Below are 20,777 nucleotides of genomic sequence, written 5' to 3'. Positions count from 1 at the left end.
AAATCAATTACTTGTGTATTTTTCCCTGTCATTCCCCTTTTTGTGGAAGTAAAAAAGCTCCCAATCTTTCGGAAAGATAGAGAGCTTTCAGTCATCTGATATCACCTACTTATATTTTTTCTTATAGAAGTCAAAAAGCGATAACAGTTTCAGGGTTAAGAATAACCACTCGGTATCGGATACTCTCCGGTTAATACCCAACGTCCAATATTTTTCCGCTTATATTCAATTGGGTTGTGGAGAGAGTGAGTGCGAACGTTCCGCCAAAATCGATCAAAATTGTTTTTTCTTGTCGCGGACCGTGCCCCCATGACCTCAAACATACTGCTTGTAAGGTCAAGGGCAACCTTTGTGCCAAATGCATTGGCTGCACCCGTAAAAATAACGGTTTCCCCTCGTTCTTCTTTCGTTAAGTTTCTATCCTTTGCCCAGGCTTCATCCACCTTTTTTCCGGCTTGTTCTACTAATTGAACTGCTGCCTGCACATCGATCCAAAAGTCACCATATCGTCGTTGAATAAACGGATCTTCAATAGCTTTTTCGTAATCAGATAAATACCAAGGTCGTGATTTTTTGAGTGTGTATTCGCGTGCTTCTGCTAATGCTCCTTCTGCACTTCCGACAAATACATTCGCTAAAACAATTTGTGAGATGATAGCATCAAATGTAGTGAAAGGTACCTCGTTTGATGCCGAATCATCAAAAATTTCGTCTGCTTCTACTACTACATTTTCAAAGGTGACAGATCCACTGTCTGTTTGTCTTTGACCCATTCCATCCCAGTCATCATTTACTGTTATACCCGTCCGATTCGTTGGAACAACGCCTACATATGCGCTTTTATCTCCGGGATTTTCAACCCATGAAATTAACAAACGATCGGAATCTTGGGCACCCGTGCTAAATGTGTTGTAGCCGTTGATAATAAATTGATTGCCTTTCTTTCTCCCAACTAAAGTAGGCTCGATTGGATTATAGGAATTTCCCCAAAACCAATTGTTTTTTGCTGATTCCGTATAATAATACTTTTTCTGTTTTTCAGAGCCTTCGACATGCGGATTCGTTAAATGTAAGAAATGATAGCCATATAAATGGGCGAGAGCAGCATCCGCTTTTGCCAACTCGCGAACGATTCGAAGAACGACAGACCAGGGCTGGCCTTCGCCGCCATACTCAGTAGGAATTAAAATCGTGAGCAGTCCGCTTTCCCGTAAAGCATCCCGTTGTTTTTTAGCTGTACCACCAATCTTATCGCGTTCTGCTGCGTCCTTTGCGAATTCTTTGGCTAGTATGACGGCGGTTTGCAAAAAAGTCGTTGGATCATTTCCAATCTCTTTTTTCATTTTTCTCCCTCTTTCATGTAATTTTGGTGGTTAACCTCCTGCATCTCAGTCGCCACCATTTCACCAAAAGGACTAGGAAAGGGCACTCCTTCAATATGAATATGCTTTCCTTAAAGTATGATTATTGGTTCAAGAATGTCCTTATATCTTCAAAAAATGTGTTCCATACAAACCAAATTGCAGGTATGGAAAATGCATAAGTACATGCAAGTTTGGTTGCATAACCATTTTTTAAAACTTAAGATATTCCGTGCCTGGTAACTACTCAGATCGTATTTGTAAAATCATATATGTTGGGTAGATCGTCAAAAAACTGGAGGATCGAAGGAGAAACAATTTGGGTGATTTTAATGATTTCTTGCTTGCTTAAGCTTTTTTGTTTTAGCTATTATGCCTTTTGCTTTACGTTTGTTTTTTTACACTCATTTCTCCAAACGGACTCATGTATGTTCGCTCATTTGGATCCTTCTTTTTATTCAAGGGCAGTTTCGGAAAAAGAAGTTCTGCTGTCCGGTAAGCTTCTTCGAGATGAGGATAGCCTGACAATATAAATGTATCAATACCAAGGTCTGCATACTCTTTCATTCGCGCTGCCACTGTATCCGGATCGCCGACAAGAGCTGTACCTGCACCTCCCCGAACAAGTCCAACACCTGCCCATAAGTTCGGACTGATTTCTAATTTAGACCGGTCTCCGTTATGAAGCTGGCTCATTCGCTTTTGTCCTTCAGAGTCCATTCGGGCAAATACTTCTTTGGCAGAGGCAATGGCTTTATCATCAACATGTTTGATTAACTCTTCCGCTGCTGCCCAGGCAGCTTCTTCTGTCTCTCTCACAATAACGTGAAGACGAATGCCAAATTTTATTTTTTTTCCCGTTTGTTTTGCAAGTTTCCTCACTTTTGTTATTTTTTCTTTTACCTGAACCGGAGGCTCTCCCCACGTTAAATAAACATCAATGTGATCGGCAGCTACTTTCATTGCCGCGGGAGACGATCCGCCAAAATAAAGCGGCGGATATGGATTTTGGACAGGCGGATAAAGGACGGTACCATTTTTAATTTGAATGTGTTCTCCCTCAAGAGTAACCACTTCCTCTTGAAGCAGTTTTCGCCACACATTTAAAAATTCATCCGTTAGTTCATATCGTTCATCATGGTTTAAAAACAAGCCTTCTCCGGCTAATTCAACTGGATCTCCGCCTGCTACAACATTCACAAGCAGTCTTCCTTGCGAAAAGCGGTCAAGCGTCGACGCCATGCGGGCAGCTACAGCCGGTGACATCAAGCCTGGTCTTACCGCCACGAGAAACTTTATGTTTTTTGTAACAGGAACAAGCGTTGAAGCAACAATCCAAGCATCTTCACATGATTTCCCGGTTGGAATCAATACTCCGCTATATCCTAATTCATCAACCGCCTGCGCAATTTGCTTGCAATACGCATAGCTTGCAGCCCTTGCACCCTCTCCGCTGCCTAAATAACGGCCATCTCCGTTGGTAGGAATAAACCAAAATACTTCCATTATCCATAACACCCTTCCAAACGTTCACTATTTTTATGAATACGGTGTAATCTCAGGCAGCTGATCGTTTAAAATAAAGTTCCCGATATCACGTAGTTTGTATTCAATCGGATCATGCAATGTAAGTGTACGAATATTTCTCCAGTAGCGGTCAAATCGATATTTTGCTGATACCGACTTTGCACCCATTACATCAAAGATCCGGTTCGTTACTTCTAAAGCCGTCCTTGCTGTCATGACTTTTGCCGTTGCGATCGAAATACTGCATTCTCCACGTTCCTGTTCCGTCAAAGACCATTCTTTCTCCCACGCAGCCTGCAAAGCATCAACTGCTTTTTCAGCAAGAGCAGCCGATGCTTTTAACTGTACATATAAATCACCATATTGGCGCACTGTATATGGATCGCGGGCAGCTTCAGCGGCATCAGATGTAAGCCATATGCGACTACTATGTTTCGTATATTGTTTCGCTTCTTCCAATGCCCCTTCTGCCATTCCAAGCAGAACATGAACAAGAATCATTTGAGCGATATGTGTGCGTATTGTTGAGAATACACCGTCTGGAAACTGAAGATAATGTTTAAGGATCTCCGTCTCTTTCAATTGAACACCTTGAAAGCGGACTGTCCCACTGTCCGTTTGACGTTGGCCAAATCCATCCCAATCACCTTCTGCAGCAACGCCTTTCCTACTCGTTGGAATGACGGCCAAAACAGTCTGATTACTTTCGACATTCTTAGCAGAAATAAGGAGTCGATCAGAATCCGTTGCGCCTGAACAAAAACTTTTCTCTCCTTGAAGCAGCCATTCATGATCTGCCTGCTTGATCATTAAACGACCGTCACGAGGGTTATATGCATTTCCCCAGAACAAGTTTTTTTCTGCCGTTTCTCTATAAAGGAATTCTTTCTGCCGCTCAGAGCCAAATAATTGCGTAGAAACAAGGCATAAAAAATGATAGCCAAATATATGTGCTATTGATCCGTCTACCCAGGCAAATTCACGGATAATTCGAAAAATGGTTTTCCAATTTTCACCGTAACCACCGTACTCTACTGGGATGATAAGAGCCAAAAGCCCGCTTTCACGAATAAGATCTCGCTCTTTTTTTGCCGTCCCGCCCCGTTCATCACGTTCGATGGCTGTCTTATCAAACTCTGCCACGAGTATTCTTGCTTTTTCTATATACGTGCTATTGATTTTTTTTTCTATACTCATCATCCTCCATCTGTGAAGTTTATATAATATACGCTTCATTTTCTTTTTCTTGTATAAATTGATGAAGTTTATTGAACGGTACTAGTTATAAACCGCACGTTTGTAAAATTAAGATATTCACGTTTCTGGATCTCAACGTTCACATAACCAAGCACCATGATTCTTGCCTTTACATCCACGTTTAATAAGGAATTGGATCCTTCAATATGCTTCGCCGTTACATATCGGCGGTCCTTTTCTGCTCTGGGATCTGCTTAACTTTTTCGCTATGATTATTTTTCCATAACACGATTCCACTCACAACGTACAGAAGAGAAGCTATGTAAAAAATGGCGCCAATTGTTAGAAAGTCAACAAGATAGCCAGTCACAATAATGGCGATTGCAGCACCGACTGACGTCCAGAAATGATAGCGGCCAATTGCAGCACCCGCTTTCACTTTCTCCACTTTGCGGGCAAGCGTCGTTTTTTCCGTATTTTTTTGTACAGCGCCGAGCACGCCCATCGTCATTTGCAAAACATACACTTGCCATACTTCTGTGACGAGTGGGAAAAACAGAAGCATAACCGCCATTGCCAGCGAATAAAACAGCAGCAAGTTTTGATCACCTATGCGATCCGAAAGCTTGCCAATGAGGGGATAGGCAAGTGCGGATGCTAGCGCAAAAAGACCATACGCCCAACCGAATTGGGAATAGCTATCCCCAACGTTTCGCAGCAGTAAAATGTAAAACGGAAAGATCATACTGCTTGCCATAAAAATAATACTTTGTGACAGGACAAACCGCTGATATGTCATCATTTGTACTCCTCATAAAAATAGTTCGTGAACCGTTCGTCCGAGTCATACTCTTTTTTCTTTTCAAAAAATTCACTGATGCGTGGATATGCTTCTGCCAACTGTTCTTTTGACGGATATAAATAATAAGGTAAATAATAACTCCCATTATGATTTAGTGTTACATCAATCATTTTTTGAATGACCGCTTCCGAGTGCTTTATCCCGTTTTCTGATTTCTCTTGATTAATGAGAAGAACGAGGGCAAACATGTCTTCTTTTGCATAAGAAAGGACAGCATGATCACTTTTCTCTACATACCGAATCGTAATATTAAGCAAATTAAACCCTTCTTCTTTTTCCAGAACGCTCCTTAAATCATCAACATAGCCTAGGAAATCATCAACTGGTACAAAATATTCCTGCAATACTTCTGTCCGTGTACTACTCTCATAATTCATAAAATTCGTATCTGACCGCATCACGTTATTTCTCGTTTCATACGTACTGCTCTCGTTGCCCATATACTTTTTTTGAACATCCCAAAAGAAGTTTTTCCCCCAATCACTGTAGCGGGATAAGCCGAGCAGAAACTTCGGCAGCGCCACGATGCGCTCTTCTTTCAAATCATTGTATTTTGAGAGTTCATTTTGATTATCTGCATATATGTAATCCGTCACGTACATCTCCCGCAAAAACGTTTCAGGTGCCACCGAAATGCGGGCAAGATGCATCTTAACAGCTGGATTTCCTTTTACCTCTTTTTCAAAATAAGAGCTGTATTCACTGTAATCCATCATGCTTGTCTTTCTTTCGTACAACTCATCGTCTGTCAAATGAAGCGTCACATCTAGAATAACGCCAAAAAGGCCGTATCCCCCAACTATGTATGGAAAAAGATCCGCATTTTCCTGGCTGCTTACATTCAAAATCTCGCCTCTAGGTGTCAATAGCCGAAACGATTCGATCGTATGAATCAGTGAATCGTTTCGAATATCACGCCCGTGTACATTCACACTTAACGAACCGCCGATTGTAAAAATATTTTGTGACTGCATCACTTTCACAGCCAGACCATATGGATTAATATGCCGTTGTATGTCATCCCATGTCGCTCCACTCTGCACAGTAATTGTTTTCTCACCCGGATCAAACTCAATGATTTTGTTATACGATTTCATATCAATCATCACGGCCTCCGGATAGTATGTCTGCCCACCTTGACTATGCTGCATACCCGCGATCGTCAATTTATCACCTGTTTCATTCGCTTTTTCAACAATTCTCCTCAGTGTCTCCTCGCCGTCCGCTTTTTCAATGCTTTTCACTGCAACCGGCAGTAACCGGCCTGCATCTGCCACAACCGGCTGGGAGCGAAGTTGCTTATACGCATAAAACGAACTGCCAAATAGCGCACAATAAATAAACAGAAACAGTAGTACTTTCCACATTGCCGTACACCCTCTATCGAAAGATCTATTTCTCAAAACGTGCTAAATCCACGCGACCATCCTTCGTGAATGACACGCCTTCCGCTTCAAGCAGCAATCGTTGAACTTCACGTGAATCGTTGTTCGGAACAGCTATTTCTCCTTTTGCATTGACGACTCGGTGCCACGGTAAACCGTATTTCTCACTCATTGAATGCAAAATACGGACAACTTGACGGGCAGCACGCGGACTGCCCGCCATCCGTGCAACTTGCCCGTACGTGACGACATATCCTGGTGGGATTTCTTTTAAAATTTGTACCACTTCTGCAGTAAATGGAGCTAATTGAGTAACCGATTTATGCTCCCTGTTCATTAATCTTCATACCCACTTTGATATGCTGAAACGAGTCAACATCAAACAACCCTTTATCTGTTAGCTTTACATGTGGGATAACCGGCAGGCATAAAAACGATAAAACCATAAAAATATTTTGTGACCCGTCTGCCACAACGGAAAGCTGTTCATTTAAATGATGCAATTCCTTAACGACTTCTTCATAAGGCTTTTCCGACATAATACCGCCAACACGGAGCGGAACGGAAGCCAATATTTTTCCCTGATCAACTACAATGAGCCCCCCCTGCATCTGTTCAATTGCTTCAATGGCTACGAGCATATCTTCGTCATTTGTGCCAGCGACGACAAGGTTATGAGAATCATGTGCAACCGTTGAAGCAATTGCACCGCTTTTCAAATTCAATCCTTTCACTATTCCCACGCCGATACTGCCCGTCGCATGGTGTCGTTCACATACTGCGATTTTCAGCTGATCCCGCTTCACTTCAGCTTCAAAAAAACCATTGTTTATCTTTACCTTTTCAATTATCTTATTCGTGAATAATTTCCCGGGCAATGCTTCAATCAACATCGCTTTTTGCCCATCTTGAAGTGGAATTCGCAATGACTCTTTATCCACCTTTTTCATGTTGATTGATTGTTTAATCGAAGCCGGAATCGCTGCCCTCCTCGTCTGCAGCGTATCTGCATCAACGACTTTTCCACCTTTTAGAATGGTCATTGGACGCAATTCCTTTATATCTTCAACAATCAACAAATCTGCCGCATAGCCCGGTGCCACTGCCCCTTTATCATTCAACTGATGACAGACAGCATTATTGATCGTCGCCATTTGAATCGCAATAAGCGGATCCAGCCCATGCTTAATCGCGAGCCGTGCCACATAGTTGACCGTTCCTTCTTCCACCAGCTCATCCAAATGCTTATCATCTGTACAAAATGAAAACCGTGTACTGTTTCTCTCGTTAATACTCGGTAAAATGGCCATCAAGTCTTTCGCTGCAGATCCTTCCCTCACAAGGACATGGATGCCTCGTCTAACACGGGATTCCGCTTCAATGGCTGTCACTGCTTCGTGATCATTGCGGATTGACGCTGTACTGTATACATTCAATCCCTCATCTGACAAACCAGCCGCATGCCCGTCCACCGTCATATTGTAATTAGTCGCCATCATGATTTTATCTAACATTCCATCGTCTGCTTTCAATACTGCTGGATAGTCCATTACTTCTGCCAGTCCGATCACGTTATGATGCTTGAGAAACGGACGTAAATCATCGGCTGTCAATGTTGCCCCATTTTGCTCAAACAGTGTCGCTGGTACGCAAGATGGCAGTTTTGTCATGATGTCAATCTCCGCATTTTCCGCATCATCCAACATATATTGAATGCCTTTTGTTCCTGCTACATTCGCAATTTCATGTGGATCTGTTACGACTGTAGTCACACCGTGTCTTAATAGTGCTCGTGAAAATTCTGACGGCGTCACCATCGTCGATTCAATATGAATATGTCCGTCAATAAAGCCCGGCATAACGTACTTGCCTGCTGCATCAATCATCTTTTTTCCTTCTTTATATGTACCAATGCCGACAATGTATCCGTCTTTAATGGCGACATCTGCATCAAATGTTTCAAGAGAAAACACATCCACAACTTTGCCATTTTGAACAATAAGATCTGCTTCTTCCGGGTGCTGTGCTGTATGGATAAGCGTTTTAAGTGATTGCCTCATGTACATCCCTCTTTCCTTTTTATAATCCGGTCATTTTTTAAATAGTGTACTTGAAGCACATCAATAATCAAACTAATTTCACTGGATTCTATTAAATTAGTTGACACCTGCTCAGTATGTAACAGATGATAGTTTTATATCATTTTATATAAAGGCGGCTATATTTATGCGCAAATTCATCTATCTTATTATCTTTTTTTCATTTTTTGATTTATTCACCCAACTGCCGATTATGAGTCCTTTTGCCGAGTCACTCGGTGCGACTCCTTTTTTAACCGGACTTGTCGTCGGGATGTACTCCTTTTCCAACACAATCGGCAACTTATTTTCCGGTTTTTTAACGGATAAAAAAGGACCGTTTCTTGTTTTAGTAACCGGCCTTTTAGCAACCGGTGCAGCGCTTTTGTTTTATCAGACAGCGACGGACGCCTGGTCTCTTCTAGCAATTCGCTTTGTGCACGGTTTACTAGCAGGGTTTATTACACCCGCGGCTTTTACCTATTTGGCTAACATAACAGCAAAAGAAAAGAAAGGAAAAGGAGCCGCGATCTCAGGTGCTTTTGTCGGTCTTGCCGCTATTATTGGTCCGGCATTCAGCGGCATTGTGGCCAGCCGAACGAGTGAGACAACCGTACTGAGTGTCACAGCGGGTGCGATGCTTCTTTTAGGTATACTCGCTCTTTTCTTTTTACGTACACCAGTTGCGCTTAATTCACTACTCAAGCAAAAAGAGGAAAAAATGGCGCAATCTCTTTTCCAAAACACGGATGTGCTAAAATCGTTTACCGGTGCATTTTTGCTTATGTTTTCGCAAGGGGTGCTTGCTTACATGCTGCCGCTTAAAGTCATGCGGCTTGGCTATGATGCTCAAACTAGCGGGCTTCTATTAAGTACATTCGGTATCGTTGCGATTCTTGTTTTTCTTTTGCCGATCAATTCACTCTTTGACCGGTTACGACCGGAATTAACGTTTTCATTTGGCATTGCGACGATGGGTGCAAGTCTGCTGCTCATTAGTCAAAGTGAGAGTGCTGCTTTTCTTTATACGCTGATGGGCTTATATGGCATCGGTTTTGCCTTTTTATTTCCTTCGATTAATTCATTATTAATTGGCGCAGTTGAACCGGCGCACCGGGGCAAAGCATACGGCTACTTTTACGCGTTTTTCTCTTTAGGCGTCGTTGCGGGATCGACTGTAATAGGCGTCCTTTCACTATCTCCAGCAAATGGGTTTCTTTTCACCGGCCTTTTGTTAATATCAGCAGGAGCCTTTGTCTTTTTGAGAAGAAATAAATAACGTTTCGGTCATGCTAAGGGAGGCTATAAAAATGAGTGCGATCGTTCTATTTGACGGTGAATGTAACTTTTGTGATTCTAGTGTACAGTTCATTCTAAAGCGTGATTTTAAAGAATACTTTTACTTCGCATCACTGCAAAGCGATGTTGGTCAGCAATTGTTGAAAGAGTATGATGTACCAGCAGGCATGGACAGCCTCATACTGATTGAAGACGGAACAGCGCATGTTAAATCATCGGCGGCTCTGCGCATTTGCAAACATTTAGCCGGTGGATGGAAGCTGCTGTACGCGATGTTGATCATACCGAGTCCAATCCGAAATGCACTTTATGACTTCATCGCCCGAAACCGTTACAAATGGTTCGGCAAAAAAGACGATCACTGCATGCTGCCATCACCCGACGTGCACAGACGATTTCTATAAGATCAAAAAGAGCCTGAAGAAACTTTGATACGTTTCTTCAGGCTCTTCATGATTAAATATACTTTGATCGCAGATTAAAGAGCTATAAAACTCTACTGATAGAAGTTTTACTTTATCAAAATCATTCTCCTGCTCAATTAAAATGCTGTCTGTTTTTACTCATCATGCTAAACAGATACCCTAATATACCGCCAACAACAGCTGGAATGATCCAGCCCAGTCCTACTGTTTGCAAAGGAAGTATAGCTGTAAATAACTCATTAATTGTTTGAATTTCTATTCCTGCTGCGTTTAATCCGTCAAAGAAACTGACAATGAACGTTAATAAGAAGCTCCCTAGATAAACTTCCGGCTTCCCTTTAAACAGTGTGTGAATAAATGTTAAAAACATTAAACAAATGGCTAACGGATAAATAGCTACTAATACCGGAACAGAAATGCTAATTAATTTCATTAAGCCAATATTAGCAAAGATCATGCTAAAAATGGATAAGTAGATCGTTAATCCATTGTAAGAAATTTGTGGAAACATTTTGTGAAAATAGGTAGCACTAGCCGTGATCAAACCGATACTCGTTGTTAAACAGGCCGCAATAACAATTAAACCTAGCAATACCCTGCCATAGGGACCAAAATAATAATTGGATACTCCTGCCAAAACGACTCCGCCGTTTTCTAAATAGCCTAGCTTTTCCACACTTCCGGCACCTATATAGGTAAGAGCTGTGTAAATGATTGCTAAAAGTCCTGCAGCAATTAACCCTGCCTTAAAACAAGTTATCATGACTTGTTTCTTGTCTGTAATCCCTTTTTCTTTAATTGCATTAATCACAATGATTCCAAAAACGAAAGAAGCAAGAGCATCCATTGTTAAGTAGCCCTCTTGAAAACCTTTAAAAAATGAATGTTCCATATAATTTTCAGTAGGCGCACTAAAATTCCCGATTGGATTAATGATTGCTGTCACAATAAGTATTCCTATAAAAATTAATAAAAGTGGAGTTAAAATTTTCCCTACAATATCTACAATTTTTGAAGAGTTCATCGAAAAATAACATGTAATCCCGAAAAATAAAATGGTAAATATTAATAAAGGAAGAAAGCCAGCATCTTCACCTAAAAAAGGCTTAACACCTATTTCATAAGAAACGCTTCCTGTTCTTGGTATAGCAAATAGCGGACCGATCGCTAAATAAAGGACTGTCGTAAAAATTAAGCCAAATAGAGGATGAGCTCGACTAGCCAGTGACTGTAAATCACTTTTACCTGAAAAACCAAATGCTAATACACCCAGTAAGGGGAGACCAACTCCAGTCACGACGAATCCAGCATTAGCTGTCCAAGCGTTATCACCCGATAATTGACCAAGCATTACCGGAAAAATTAAGTTCCCTGCTCCAAAAAATAAAGCAAACAGCATAAAACCAACTGCAATCACAAATGAAAATGACTCTTTTTTCAACAAAACTGTATCATCCTTCCAAAAAATAAATGGATCTACTTATTATCAATTAATACTTATCTTTTTTTAATTATAAACATAAACACAAATAATAATACTACTACTGTCATGGTCTTCTTGTCCATAAAAATATGTAATCTATCGATTAGTAAAATATCGATTATATGTAATTTAAAGTAATTTAAATTGCATAATACCATCATCCAACCCGTTCGAGCGGTTTTATAAGATCAAAAAGAGGGCTCTCCCTGTTTAGTGAGTGACTGAACGGGAAAGCCTTTTCTCAATGGATTACTTAGCGCCGGGAGCGGAATCGCAGGTGACCCGCTTCCCGAGAGGTCATTGCTCCGACACCACGTGCAACATCCGAGGCAATTTCTTGTTGAACTTCAGCAGGGTCTGTCCCAGCATATCCAGGTTCCATAATAGATGCCTGGTCTGGAATGCTGCCGAACTCCTGATCAAATGGCTGCTGAGCGATTGATTGCTGACATTTCAGTACTTGCTGAACAGGTCGATATATTCGTTTTCGCATAGCTTCTTCTCCTTTTTGGAATAATTGACACCATCTATAACATTTATCTTTGTTGTTTTTTATCATTCCCTGTTTTCATACAGTTAAATAAGTTATTTATATCCATGTAAGTAAATGAATTGTACCGATCATCTTCTGACAATCTCGTGAACGGTAGCTGAAAAGAGTGAATTCCTTTGTCAATTCGGTTATATTTAAAGAACAATAATGGTTTCTTAGGAGGAAATAATGCTTAAAACAACGATTGGCAAACTGCGATTTATGGGCTATTTTGAAGGAGTTTCTCTGCTTGTCCTACTTTTTATCGCGATGCCGTTAAAATACGGATTCGACATTCCGGAAGCTGTCCGCATCGTCGGCTCCATCCATGGTGCACTGTTCGTTACGTATTGCATCGTTATTGCCTATGTAACATTGAAAACGAGATGGAACATCGTTTGGTCTATTTTGTCCATTGTCGTGGCCTTCATTCCATTCGGTAACTTTATTTTTGATAAAAAATTGCACAAACTTGAAAAAACATACGGATAAAAAAAGCAGCCTGGATTATAACACAACGTCCAGACTGCTTTTTCGTTAATAAGGTCGATGAATAGCCACAAACATCGAAATTGAATGATCAATGAACATTCATTCTTTACTGAATAGTATTCGTTCCATTTTCCTAACAAAATAGTGATGTTATTCCTTTTGATTCGACAACACCTCTGTTACACTTAAGAAAATGATTTCAGGAGGAGATTGAATGCGCTTAACTGATAAAAAAGTCATTGCTCTTGTAGAAGATGAATTTGAAGATTTGGAGTTGTGGTATCCGATTTTACGTCTGCAAGAAGAAGGGGCAACCGTTCATTTAGTCGGTAAAGAAGCTGGGAAAAAGTATATCGGAAAATACGGTGTTCCGGCTATATCCGAGTATGCATTTACGGATATTCAAGCGGACGAATACGACGCAATTCTCGTTCCCGGCGGCTGGGCACCGGATAAATTACGACGTTATCCGGAAGTAATCGAATTCGTCCGCAGCATGAACGATGCGAAAAAACCGATTGGGCAAATTTGCCATGCTGGATGGGTATTGATTTCAGCGAATATTTTAGATGGAGTCAACGTGACGAGTACGCCAGGCATTAAAGATGATATGACGAATGCTGGTTCAACGTGGCACGATGAAGCAGTCGTTACGGACGGACACATTATCTCAAGCCGCCGCCCGCCCGACCTGCCGCCATATGTCAAAGCATTTGCTGATAAGTTAGCTGAATAATAGTAAGAAATCCCGCCGACAAGTGGCGGGATTTCTATTTTTTCGCTTCCAAAGATAGACACTGTTATTCAACTTTCCGGCGGTCTTTTATACAAATATCCCCACCTTTATATTTTCGATAAACATACGTGTATATACAGCGAGGTTTGATACGATTTACTAGTCGAGTATCACCACTGGATGATAAGCAGCGTATTGACGATTCCTTTTTTCAATACGCTGACTAATAATACAGCTTCCTTGCGACGAACTTAAACTGCGCAATCGTGACAATGAAAATGCAGAAAAAGAGAATCGCGCTTTCAGAACCGATATTATAGTTGATGAACGTATCTTTATAAATAGAATCAACAAATGTTGTCATTGATTCGATCGGGCCGTCCTTTGTCAAAATCTCAATTTGACCGAACGCTTGGAATGCATTAATAAACGATACCGTTATAACGAAAAATAGTGTTGGTAAAAGCATCGGAATGATGATTTTTCGTAATTTGTATGCACCACTCACACCGGCAATACTAGCACTTTCATACAGCTGTGAATCAATGTTTTGTAAGCCGCCCAGTAAAATGAAAAAGCAGAATCCTATATTCATCCAAATCGATCCAATAGAAACGGCAATCAACGCTGTCGATGGATCAAGCAGCCACTGTATCTCGGAATAACCAATCGCTATTAAAAAATAGTTTATTACCTCGATTGTCGGATTGTACATAAACATCCAGATGACAGATGATGCTACGACACTCATGCCTATCGTCGACGAAAACAGTTTGCGAAAAAAACGATTCTCCCGCAACTTTGAATTTGCGAAAAGTGCTAAACAAAGCGCAAGAATGACACCGATCGGAACGGTATACAACACGAATAAAACAGTCGCTTTTGCACTTGTTAGAAAAGCCGGTGATGTGAATAAATACGTAAAGTTTTCAATGTCAACGAATGTAGCGAGTGTGCCTTGCATATCCGTTATATACTTACTTAAATAAGCCGTCCGAACCGTTTTATAAAATAAAAACACCGTAAACAACATAAATGATGGCACTAAATACAAAAAACCTGCCTTCATGAGACTATACATTCACTCTCCCAACTGCCTGCTCGAGCCCTTCAACTTTATTTCTATATGCAGTATACTCACCGGACAGGTCCCCCCGGAAATTAGCAAGCTTTTCAGCATGGCTAATAATACGCTGACTGCTGCTCGTATCAAAAAAACATAAGTGCTGATCTTCAATATAGATCGACAACGATTTACCCACTTCAAGATTCCATTGTCCTGCCAAGCGAGCAATCCATTGATCACTACTTCCCATATGAAACGTAATCAACGTTTCTGTCCCCTGTACTTCCACATTAGCAACTGTCACGTCAAAACCGGGTTCATCCTGTCTAGCAGCACGGATATTCTCTGGCCGAACTCCGATCATCACCCTTTTCCGCTTTCCAATCAAATCAATCATGTCTGACATCGGCACAGTCCATTCATCAACAATTAGTGACGAACCATTCACTTCAGCTTCAATGAGATTCATTGGCCGTGCACCGATAAATGAAGCAACAAATGTATTCACCGGATAATTATAAATGTGGAGCGGCTTACCAATTTGTTGCACTTCACCACTGTTTAAAATCATCAGTCGATCAGCCACTGTCATTGCTTCTGTTTGATCATTCGTCACATAAATCATCGTCATACCGAGCTTTTGCTGAATTCCACGGATTTCAGAGCGTATTTTTGTCCGAAGCTTAGCTTCTAAATTCGACAGCGGCTCATCCATCAGACAAATCGGTGCATGCGTCACAATGGCTCTTGCTAGAGCGACGCGTTGACGATGTCCTCTCGATATTTCCTTCGGCTTACGCTTCAAATAATCAGTCAATCCAAGTATTTCGGCCGTTTCCAAGCAGCGCTGTTTCTGCTCCGCTTTCGACAACCTTTTCACGTGAAGTCCAAACGTTATATTTTCTTGTACCGTTAAATGCGGGTATAGTACATAGTTTTGAAAAACCATTGATAAGTCGCGCTGGCTTGGCAACAAGTGATTTGCTCTTTTTCCACCAATGCGCAGTTCGCCACCCGTCACATTTTCTAATCCGGCGATTATTCGCAGTATCGTGCTTTTTCCACAGCCAGATGGACCGACAAGAACGAAAAATTCACCCGGTTCAATCGTTACATCAATCCCACTTAATACATCTGTCCGACGATCATACGATTTTCGAACTTCTTTTAATTCCACTCGCTTCATCGAACAATCAGCCCCTTCACTTAACCCGTTTTTCTATTTTAACGAAAGAATGTAAAATAGCCGTTAATATGAATGGAGATGATTGTAAAGTTATGTAAAGTTTCATAACAATCAATTGCCGCCACTCAGCTTCCTGATTTCCCGCCGCTGCTTCCTATAATAGCAATTCTCTTCATAACTAAAATTCCTCTTCTCTTTTTACTTCATGCGGCGAAACGAACGACGCTTCACCGGTTAAAACGGTAATTCCATCTTTTTGATCAAGGTTATTAAAATTTTTCTCACGTAAAAAGGCCACTTAGTCATCTTTTTTCGAAATCGCTTTTGCGTAATTGACTGATTTTTTCGCCTGTTCCACGAGTGATTTCGTCGGAATGCAGGCGATATTAATGCATGTTCCGCCGTACATAGATGAAGACCGTTCAATGATTGCTACTGTCATGCCCTGCTTCACAAGGGCTGAAGCTAGTGTTTTACCGTCTTTACCAAGGCCAATAATAATCGCATCAAATTTTTTCGTCGTCTGCACCTCTTTCAGCTATAAGCGTAAAACATACAATTTTAATATACAAAATAAACCATTCTTCATATAACAATGTGATTCTTTTCATGATATGATCATAGGAGCTTCTATTAAAACGGAAAATGAATACACTTAAAATAAATGAAGGAGGAATGACGATGCAACGGTACAGAAAAAGAAATACCCCCGCTTTCACCGTACTGGCCTACTTCACATTTTTTGCAGGCGTATTTTTATTTTCAATCGGTCTTTACAATGCCGATAACCTGCAGCTGAATGAAAAAGGCTACTACATTGCTGTCATGATTTTAGTAGCAGTAGGCGCGATCTTGACCCAAAAAGTAACGCGCGACAACGCGGAAGATAACGAAATTATCGCCCAAGAAGAAGAAGAACGAAGACGAAATCTGCCAACTAACAAAGCAGAGTGATCTTGGAAGAAGGCGCCCATGCAGTGCCTTCTTTTTTATGTTTCTTTTTCAGTATATCTTCACTTCGCTACTTGCTACTCAGCCTCCAGCTATTTTACTCCGTTTCCGTACCGTTTACTCCATTTCGAATATTTTCTGACAGCAAATACTTCAATTTCTCTGGTTCATCTATCCGAAAAGCTAGTTCTGAAACACACTTTTTGCGTCCCATAAACATCGTTGCTTCAATCGGTTCATGCAGCACAATGGCCACTTGTGCTTCGACCGGTTCAAATTCTCTTAACATAAATTCAAGCGCTTCCTCATCCGATTCATCTCCCCACTTTACCTCTTTGATCATGGAAAGCGGCACGATAATTCGTCGTGTTAACCCTTGGGTAGCATAAAGTTTCCCGTCTTTAATTTCCACTGGATGGAGCCGGATGACCTGAGTTTCAGCAAGAAAGAAAATGATCGAATAAATATTTAGAACGAGTAAAATGATCGATAGGACCATCGATTTTTCGTGCAGCCACCAATGGATACCGATTGTTTCAATGACGACTGCATGAATAATCATCATATTCATCGCGATTGCACTCGTTTTCTTATGCATCGTCACGGTTCCTTTATGCGCTGGCGCCTTCTTTCGCCATGTGAAAAAAGCATAATAAAACATGAGAAATTCGGAAACAATGATGCTGACCAGCTTATTCTTTGTCTCTGTTTTTTCAATCGCGGGCAGCATCGAATAAATTGCGGGGTGATTGTTCATTTCCTGACGGATGTGTGGAATCTTTCGCAGTACATAGAAAACAAGAACTAGTTCCGCTGCAATTCCTGCATACAAAATTCCTTTACTATAAAAAAAGAGCACTCAAGGGATATAATGAGTGCTCCTTTTTATTATTCATTGAAAGTTTATCATATCGTTCATTATTTATCCGGTAACGCTTCACTAATGACGCCGCATGCGATACGGTCCCCGGCATCACCAGCTGGCTGTGATGTATTATCGTCCGCTTTCGCATGAATGACAAGCGCTGTTCCGGCTTCACTAAGTAGTGAATTTTGTTCACCTTGTTTTAACGTCACTTGATCAGCTATCACTTCTGTTTGAGCCGCTCCATCTTTTCCTACTTCAAGATTAGGAAGATCACCCGCATGTGGACCTTTTTCATGGTCAACACCGTGGCTAGCTTGTGCCGGATTAAAGTGTCCGCCAGCTGATTCAAAGTTCGGTGCTTCACATTTTCCAGTTTCATGAATATGAAATCCGTGCGTTCCCTGTTCCAGCCCTGAAGCTTCCAGACGAATGAGAACGCCTGCATCCGTTTGTTCCAATTCAGCAGTTCCTACTGTTTGTCCCTCTCCGTTCGTTAATTCCGCCATTGCCGTTTCGGCTAGTTCTGAATCCTCATTTACCGTATCTGTTTCTTCTTCGTTCACTGTCACGTTTCCAACTGTTTCTTCACTGTTGCCCATTGTCTCTGCCTCGTTATCATTGCTGCTTCCACAAGCAGCGAGTACAAAAACCACCATTAGAACGAAAGATAAAATTAACCAGCGCTTCATCTTCTCTCTCCTTCCTTTTATATGTTCTACTACAACACTGTACACGAAATGTAAGGAAGTTAAACCTCAAAATGTTTATTTAGCACCAGGAAAACTCGGCAAAAATGTAGACATGTCCGGCCCTTATAATAAAAAGGAGAAATTAACATAATTACAGCTATAAAACATAATCAATAATTCCCTTATTCTTTTTTTAAATGAAGGGCATTTTTTCGCCTTTTCACAAAAAACTCAAATAACATCGCTGTGAGAAGTCCAGCAAGCGTCATGAAAAGAGACAGCTTAAAATAAGGAGGATAATAAATAAGGTGTATATTGTTTTTTCCTTCTTTTAAAGCAAAAGATGTAAATGTATAATTCGCTTTTTCGATCGGCTGTTTTTCACCGTTTATCCGTAGTTCCCATCCTTTTTCATAAGGAATGGGCAGTATCATATATTTTTCCCTAGAATCATTATCAAAGTCAATCGATAGTTTGTTTTGTTTCCACTCGAATTTTAGATTGTGAGCTGCTTTTTCTGTTGCGTTTCTAAGTTCAAGATAATCCTCTTTATAAAACTTCAGTTCTTTTACGATGTAGGATCCTTCCGGTAAACGAATGGACACTTTTTCACTTTGCGGGACCCTGATCATCAAATCATTTACCCCTGTTTTGTAAATAGAATTCCCATGTTTTCTTGATGTACGGTAGTCGTTTACTTGAAGGGAAAAGCCTTTTCCGTTGATATTTTCAATGTACAAGCTGATATAAAAATCGCCATCACCTACGACCTGCTGTTCAGGGATCAGGTCTATCCCTCCTGTTTTTTCTGTAACTGTCATTATATTATTTTTGTAGATTGCGCCTATTGATTCAATCAGAACATCATTGATAAGATTTTTTTCTTTTGTATAGCCCTTCACCTGTTGATTTTCTTTTCTCAATATGACTCCTTCAAGCATCGCATGTTCCCTTTCGAGTGGAGAGGCGATCTGTAAATCCCGTTCAGAAAACACGTTTTTCGTTGTCCGTATAAAAGGAAGCGGCATCGTATTTTTGTATGCAACATAATGTTCGGATTCCATGAATTTTTCAAAACCGTACGGTGCATTCACGTTTTTGTTTTTCTCTCTCAACCAGTAGTTTGCCTGCAGCAAGCTGTGCAGATTCGCTCTATTGCCAAGCGTAGCATAACGGCTAACACTTTCTCTGCCCATATCAATTTTCAAATGATGCCAGTAAAAATACAATAACTCTTGATTGAAAATACTGGAATACAAACTCGTCCCATTAAAATTTTGCACAATTGGCGTATTATTTCGCACCCCATTCATCCAATCAATTCGAAACAGCCGATGACCTTCTTCTTTTTTTATTTCTTCCAGCAGCTGCCGTTGTTCCAGACTATTGTATTCCGTACTGTTCAAAAACTCACTTGAGACGGTATGAATAGGACCTTTTTCAGACATCATATATTTTCCATAAACATTGACAGCAAGAATACTTGACAGCAAAACCCATACTTGCAGCATCAGCAAAGCGCCGTTCTTTTTTTTCCAGATGAATAAAAGAATTAGAACAATCGTAATGGATAACATCATAAGTAGGGTACTCACTTGTATAGAGGGTTTCAGCGTGTTTTGTTTAGAGTATGCGCTAGAAATATAAAGAACGACAGCTCCTGTCATAGAAGCGAGAACCCAGCGAACATTCACTTCCTTTAGGTGATGCAAACCTGCTGCCACTAAACCCCCTGCTGTGAAAGAAAGTAAATACTCCCAACGATATTGCGGAGCTGAAAAACCATTAAAGGCACTTCCTACCAATGGGCTGAAATGCAGGGCGATAAACAATAAGCTGAGATAGGCAAATAATTTAAACACATGATGCCGGTAAATAGAAACTGTTAATACGAATAGAATAAAAATAGCTGGCAGTATGATGTATCGGCTTGAAAACAAAATATTATCACTGAAATCAAATAATGGTACTTCTTTTTGATAGGGAGGACGATGATTATTAAAATACCCATAAACGGCCGGTATAAAAGAAATGGCACTTATACAGAAGCTAATCAAACCGCTCACAAAAAATAGCTTCAGTTGTTTCCACTTATGTAATTCACCTTCCGTCAACGGAATCATCCACCGAAATAATACAAAGATCAACAAAAAAATTAAATTTATGTAAGCGAAGTAAAAATTACTGATTAGCATAAGTGAGACAGTCAATATGAACCAGCCCGGCTTCTCTTCTCGAATTATTTTTTCGATTCCTAATACAAGAAGCGGGACCCAAAGCATCGCGTCCGCAAAAAATTCCCAAAAAATTACATGCCGAAAATACATGACAGACAATCCATAAACAGCCGCTCCTGTAAAAGCAGCTATTGTATTGATGTTCATGTACCGATATACAATTGTGGCTGCCATTAAAATGAAACTTAATCGAAGAATGCTGACAATGATTGTGGCATTCATCCAGAAAAGGAGATCCGGGGGGCTGATGATATGAACAGACTCCATAAAAAAAACAACGCCTGCTGTCACTAGAAAAACAATAGAGGTTGAAAAATAGTACGCTAACTGACTATAAAATCCGCCTCCAAGGCCAAATTGGAGAGCGTAAAATATCTTGTGTAAATGAATAAACAGAAAAAGG

General features: G+C 40.6%; 20 protein-coding genes. 5 read left to right on the top strand and 15 right to left on the bottom strand.

The window, feature by feature from the left end:
• Positions 1–155: 155 nt before the first annotated feature.
• From AWH49_RS09925 to ade, 7 genes are all read right to left on the bottom strand, one after another.
• Positions 156–1,343, bottom strand: a complete 1,188-nt coding sequence (locus AWH49_RS09925; protein WP_063965566.1) for an acyl-CoA dehydrogenase family protein — start codon at positions 1,341–1,343, stop codon at positions 156–158.
• 402 nt (positions 1,344–1,745) lie between these two features.
• On the bottom strand, positions 1,746–2,867 hold the full coding sequence (gene ssuD, locus AWH49_RS09920; protein WP_063965565.1) for an FMNH2-dependent alkanesulfonate monooxygenase: 1,122 nt from the start codon (positions 2,865–2,867) through the stop codon (positions 1,746–1,748).
• A gap of 33 nt (positions 2,868–2,900) precedes the next feature.
• Positions 2,901–4,085: an acyl-CoA dehydrogenase family protein gene (locus tag AWH49_RS09915; RefSeq protein ID WP_063965564.1), complete on the bottom strand. Its 1,185-nt coding sequence runs from the start codon at positions 4,083–4,085 to the stop codon at positions 2,901–2,903.
• A gap of 217 nt (positions 4,086–4,302) precedes the next feature.
• Positions 4,303–4,884: an MFS transporter gene (locus tag AWH49_RS09910; RefSeq protein WP_063965563.1), complete on the bottom strand. Its 582-nt coding sequence runs from the start codon at positions 4,882–4,884 to the stop codon at positions 4,303–4,305.
• Positions 4,884–6,314, bottom strand: coding sequence for an FAD-binding oxidoreductase (locus tag AWH49_RS09905; RefSeq protein WP_063965562.1), 1,431 nt, complete (start codon positions 6,312–6,314; stop codon positions 4,884–4,886). The genes AWH49_RS09910 and AWH49_RS09905 overlap by 1 nt, the downstream gene beginning before the upstream one ends.
• Positions 6,315–6,339: 25 nt before the next feature.
• A complete protein-coding gene (locus tag AWH49_RS09900; RefSeq protein WP_018395247.1) occupies positions 6,340–6,669 on the bottom strand; it encodes an MGMT family protein in 330 nt (109 codons plus the stop codon).
• A complete protein-coding gene (gene ade, locus AWH49_RS09895) occupies positions 6,653–8,392 on the bottom strand; it encodes an adenine deaminase (RefSeq protein ID WP_082862766.1) in 1,740 nt (579 codons plus the stop codon). Before ade ends, AWH49_RS09900 begins: the two co-directional genes overlap by 17 nt.
• A gap of 148 nt (positions 8,393–8,540) precedes the next feature.
• On the opposite strand from ade, the gene AWH49_RS09890 reads away from it, so the two are divergent.
• Positions 8,541–9,689 (top strand): MFS transporter, encoded by a 1,149-nt coding sequence (locus AWH49_RS09890; protein WP_280512819.1) that lies wholly within the window; start codon positions 8,541–8,543, stop codon positions 9,687–9,689.
• 31 nt (positions 9,690–9,720) lie between these two features.
• The gene (locus AWH49_RS09885) at positions 9,721–10,113 is read left to right on the top strand and encodes a thiol-disulfide oxidoreductase DCC family protein (RefSeq protein WP_063965559.1); all 393 of its coding nucleotides are present in this window, start codon (positions 9,721–9,723) and stop codon (positions 10,111–10,113) included.
• Between the two features lie 133 nt (positions 10,114–10,246).
• Here AWH49_RS09885 and brnQ read toward each other — a convergent pair whose 3' ends face one another.
• Together brnQ and AWH49_RS09875 are read right to left on the bottom strand one after the other, a co-directional pair.
• The gene (gene brnQ, locus AWH49_RS09880; protein ID WP_082862765.1) at positions 10,247–11,578 is read right to left on the bottom strand and encodes a branched-chain amino acid transport system II carrier protein; all 1,332 of its coding nucleotides are present in this window, start codon (positions 11,576–11,578) and stop codon (positions 10,247–10,249) included.
• 292 nt (positions 11,579–11,870) lie between these two features.
• Positions 11,871–12,110, bottom strand: coding sequence for a hypothetical protein (locus tag AWH49_RS09875; RefSeq protein WP_018395242.1), 240 nt, complete (start codon positions 12,108–12,110; stop codon positions 11,871–11,873).
• A gap of 228 nt (positions 12,111–12,338) precedes the next feature.
• On the opposite strand from AWH49_RS09875, the gene AWH49_RS09870 reads away from it, so the two are divergent.
• Both AWH49_RS09870 and AWH49_RS09865 read left to right on the top strand, forming a co-directional pair.
• Positions 12,339–12,641, top strand: a complete 303-nt coding sequence (locus AWH49_RS09870; RefSeq protein ID WP_034288176.1) for a DUF3817 domain-containing protein — start codon at positions 12,339–12,341, stop codon at positions 12,639–12,641.
• A gap of 214 nt (positions 12,642–12,855) precedes the next feature.
• Positions 12,856–13,377 (top strand): type 1 glutamine amidotransferase domain-containing protein, encoded by a 522-nt coding sequence (locus tag AWH49_RS09865; protein WP_034288173.1) that lies wholly within the window; start codon positions 12,856–12,858, stop codon positions 13,375–13,377.
• Between the two features lie 223 nt (positions 13,378–13,600).
• On the opposite strand, the gene AWH49_RS09860 is transcribed toward AWH49_RS09865, so the two are convergent.
• The 3 genes from AWH49_RS09860 to AWH49_RS09850 all read right to left on the bottom strand — a co-directional run bounded on the left by AWH49_RS09860 (position 13,601) and on the right by AWH49_RS09850 (position 16,158).
• Complete coding sequence (locus AWH49_RS09860) at positions 13,601–14,458, bottom strand: carbohydrate ABC transporter permease (RefSeq protein ID WP_063965558.1); 858 nt, start codon at positions 14,456–14,458, stop codon at positions 13,601–13,603.
• Positions 14,451–15,629 carry an ABC transporter ATP-binding protein gene (locus AWH49_RS09855; protein WP_063965557.1) on the bottom strand — a complete coding sequence of 393 codons (1,179 nt, stop codon included), beginning with the start codon at positions 15,627–15,629 and terminating at the stop codon, positions 14,451–14,453. Before AWH49_RS09855 ends, AWH49_RS09860 begins: the two co-directional genes overlap by 8 nt.
• 298 nt (positions 15,630–15,927) lie before the next feature.
• A complete protein-coding gene (locus tag AWH49_RS09850) occupies positions 15,928–16,158 on the bottom strand; it encodes a hypothetical protein (RefSeq protein ID WP_063965556.1) in 231 nt (76 codons plus the stop codon).
• A gap of 152 nt (positions 16,159–16,310) precedes the next feature.
• Here AWH49_RS09850 and AWH49_RS09845 point away from each other — a divergent pair, with 152 nt between their 5' ends.
• A complete protein-coding gene (locus tag AWH49_RS09845; RefSeq protein WP_018395235.1) occupies positions 16,311–16,583 on the top strand; it encodes a YiaA/YiaB family inner membrane protein in 273 nt (90 codons plus the stop codon).
• A gap of 94 nt (positions 16,584–16,677) precedes the next feature.
• Here AWH49_RS09845 and AWH49_RS09840 read toward each other — a convergent pair whose 3' ends face one another.
• The 3 genes from AWH49_RS09840 to AWH49_RS09830 form a co-directional block, all read right to left on the bottom strand.
• Positions 16,678–17,412: a hypothetical protein gene (locus tag AWH49_RS09840; RefSeq protein ID WP_157723704.1), complete on the bottom strand. Its 735-nt coding sequence runs from the start codon at positions 17,410–17,412 to the stop codon at positions 16,678–16,680.
• Between the two features lie 86 nt (positions 17,413–17,498).
• A complete protein-coding gene (locus AWH49_RS09835; protein ID WP_063965554.1) occupies positions 17,499–18,137 on the bottom strand; it encodes a superoxide dismutase family protein in 639 nt (212 codons plus the stop codon).
• Between the two features lie 182 nt (positions 18,138–18,319).
• On the bottom strand, positions 18,320–20,777 hold a 2,458-nt coding region (locus AWH49_RS09830; RefSeq protein ID WP_157723703.1), incomplete at its 5' end, for a YfhO family protein.

Source organism: Domibacillus aminovorans (genome assembly GCF_001643235.1).
GTDB lineage: Bacteria > Bacillota > Bacilli > Bacillales > Domibacillaceae > Domibacillus > Domibacillus aminovorans.
The sequence above is the reverse complement of the archived record's forward strand: the minus strand, read 5'-3'. Positions and strand labels throughout refer to the sequence as shown.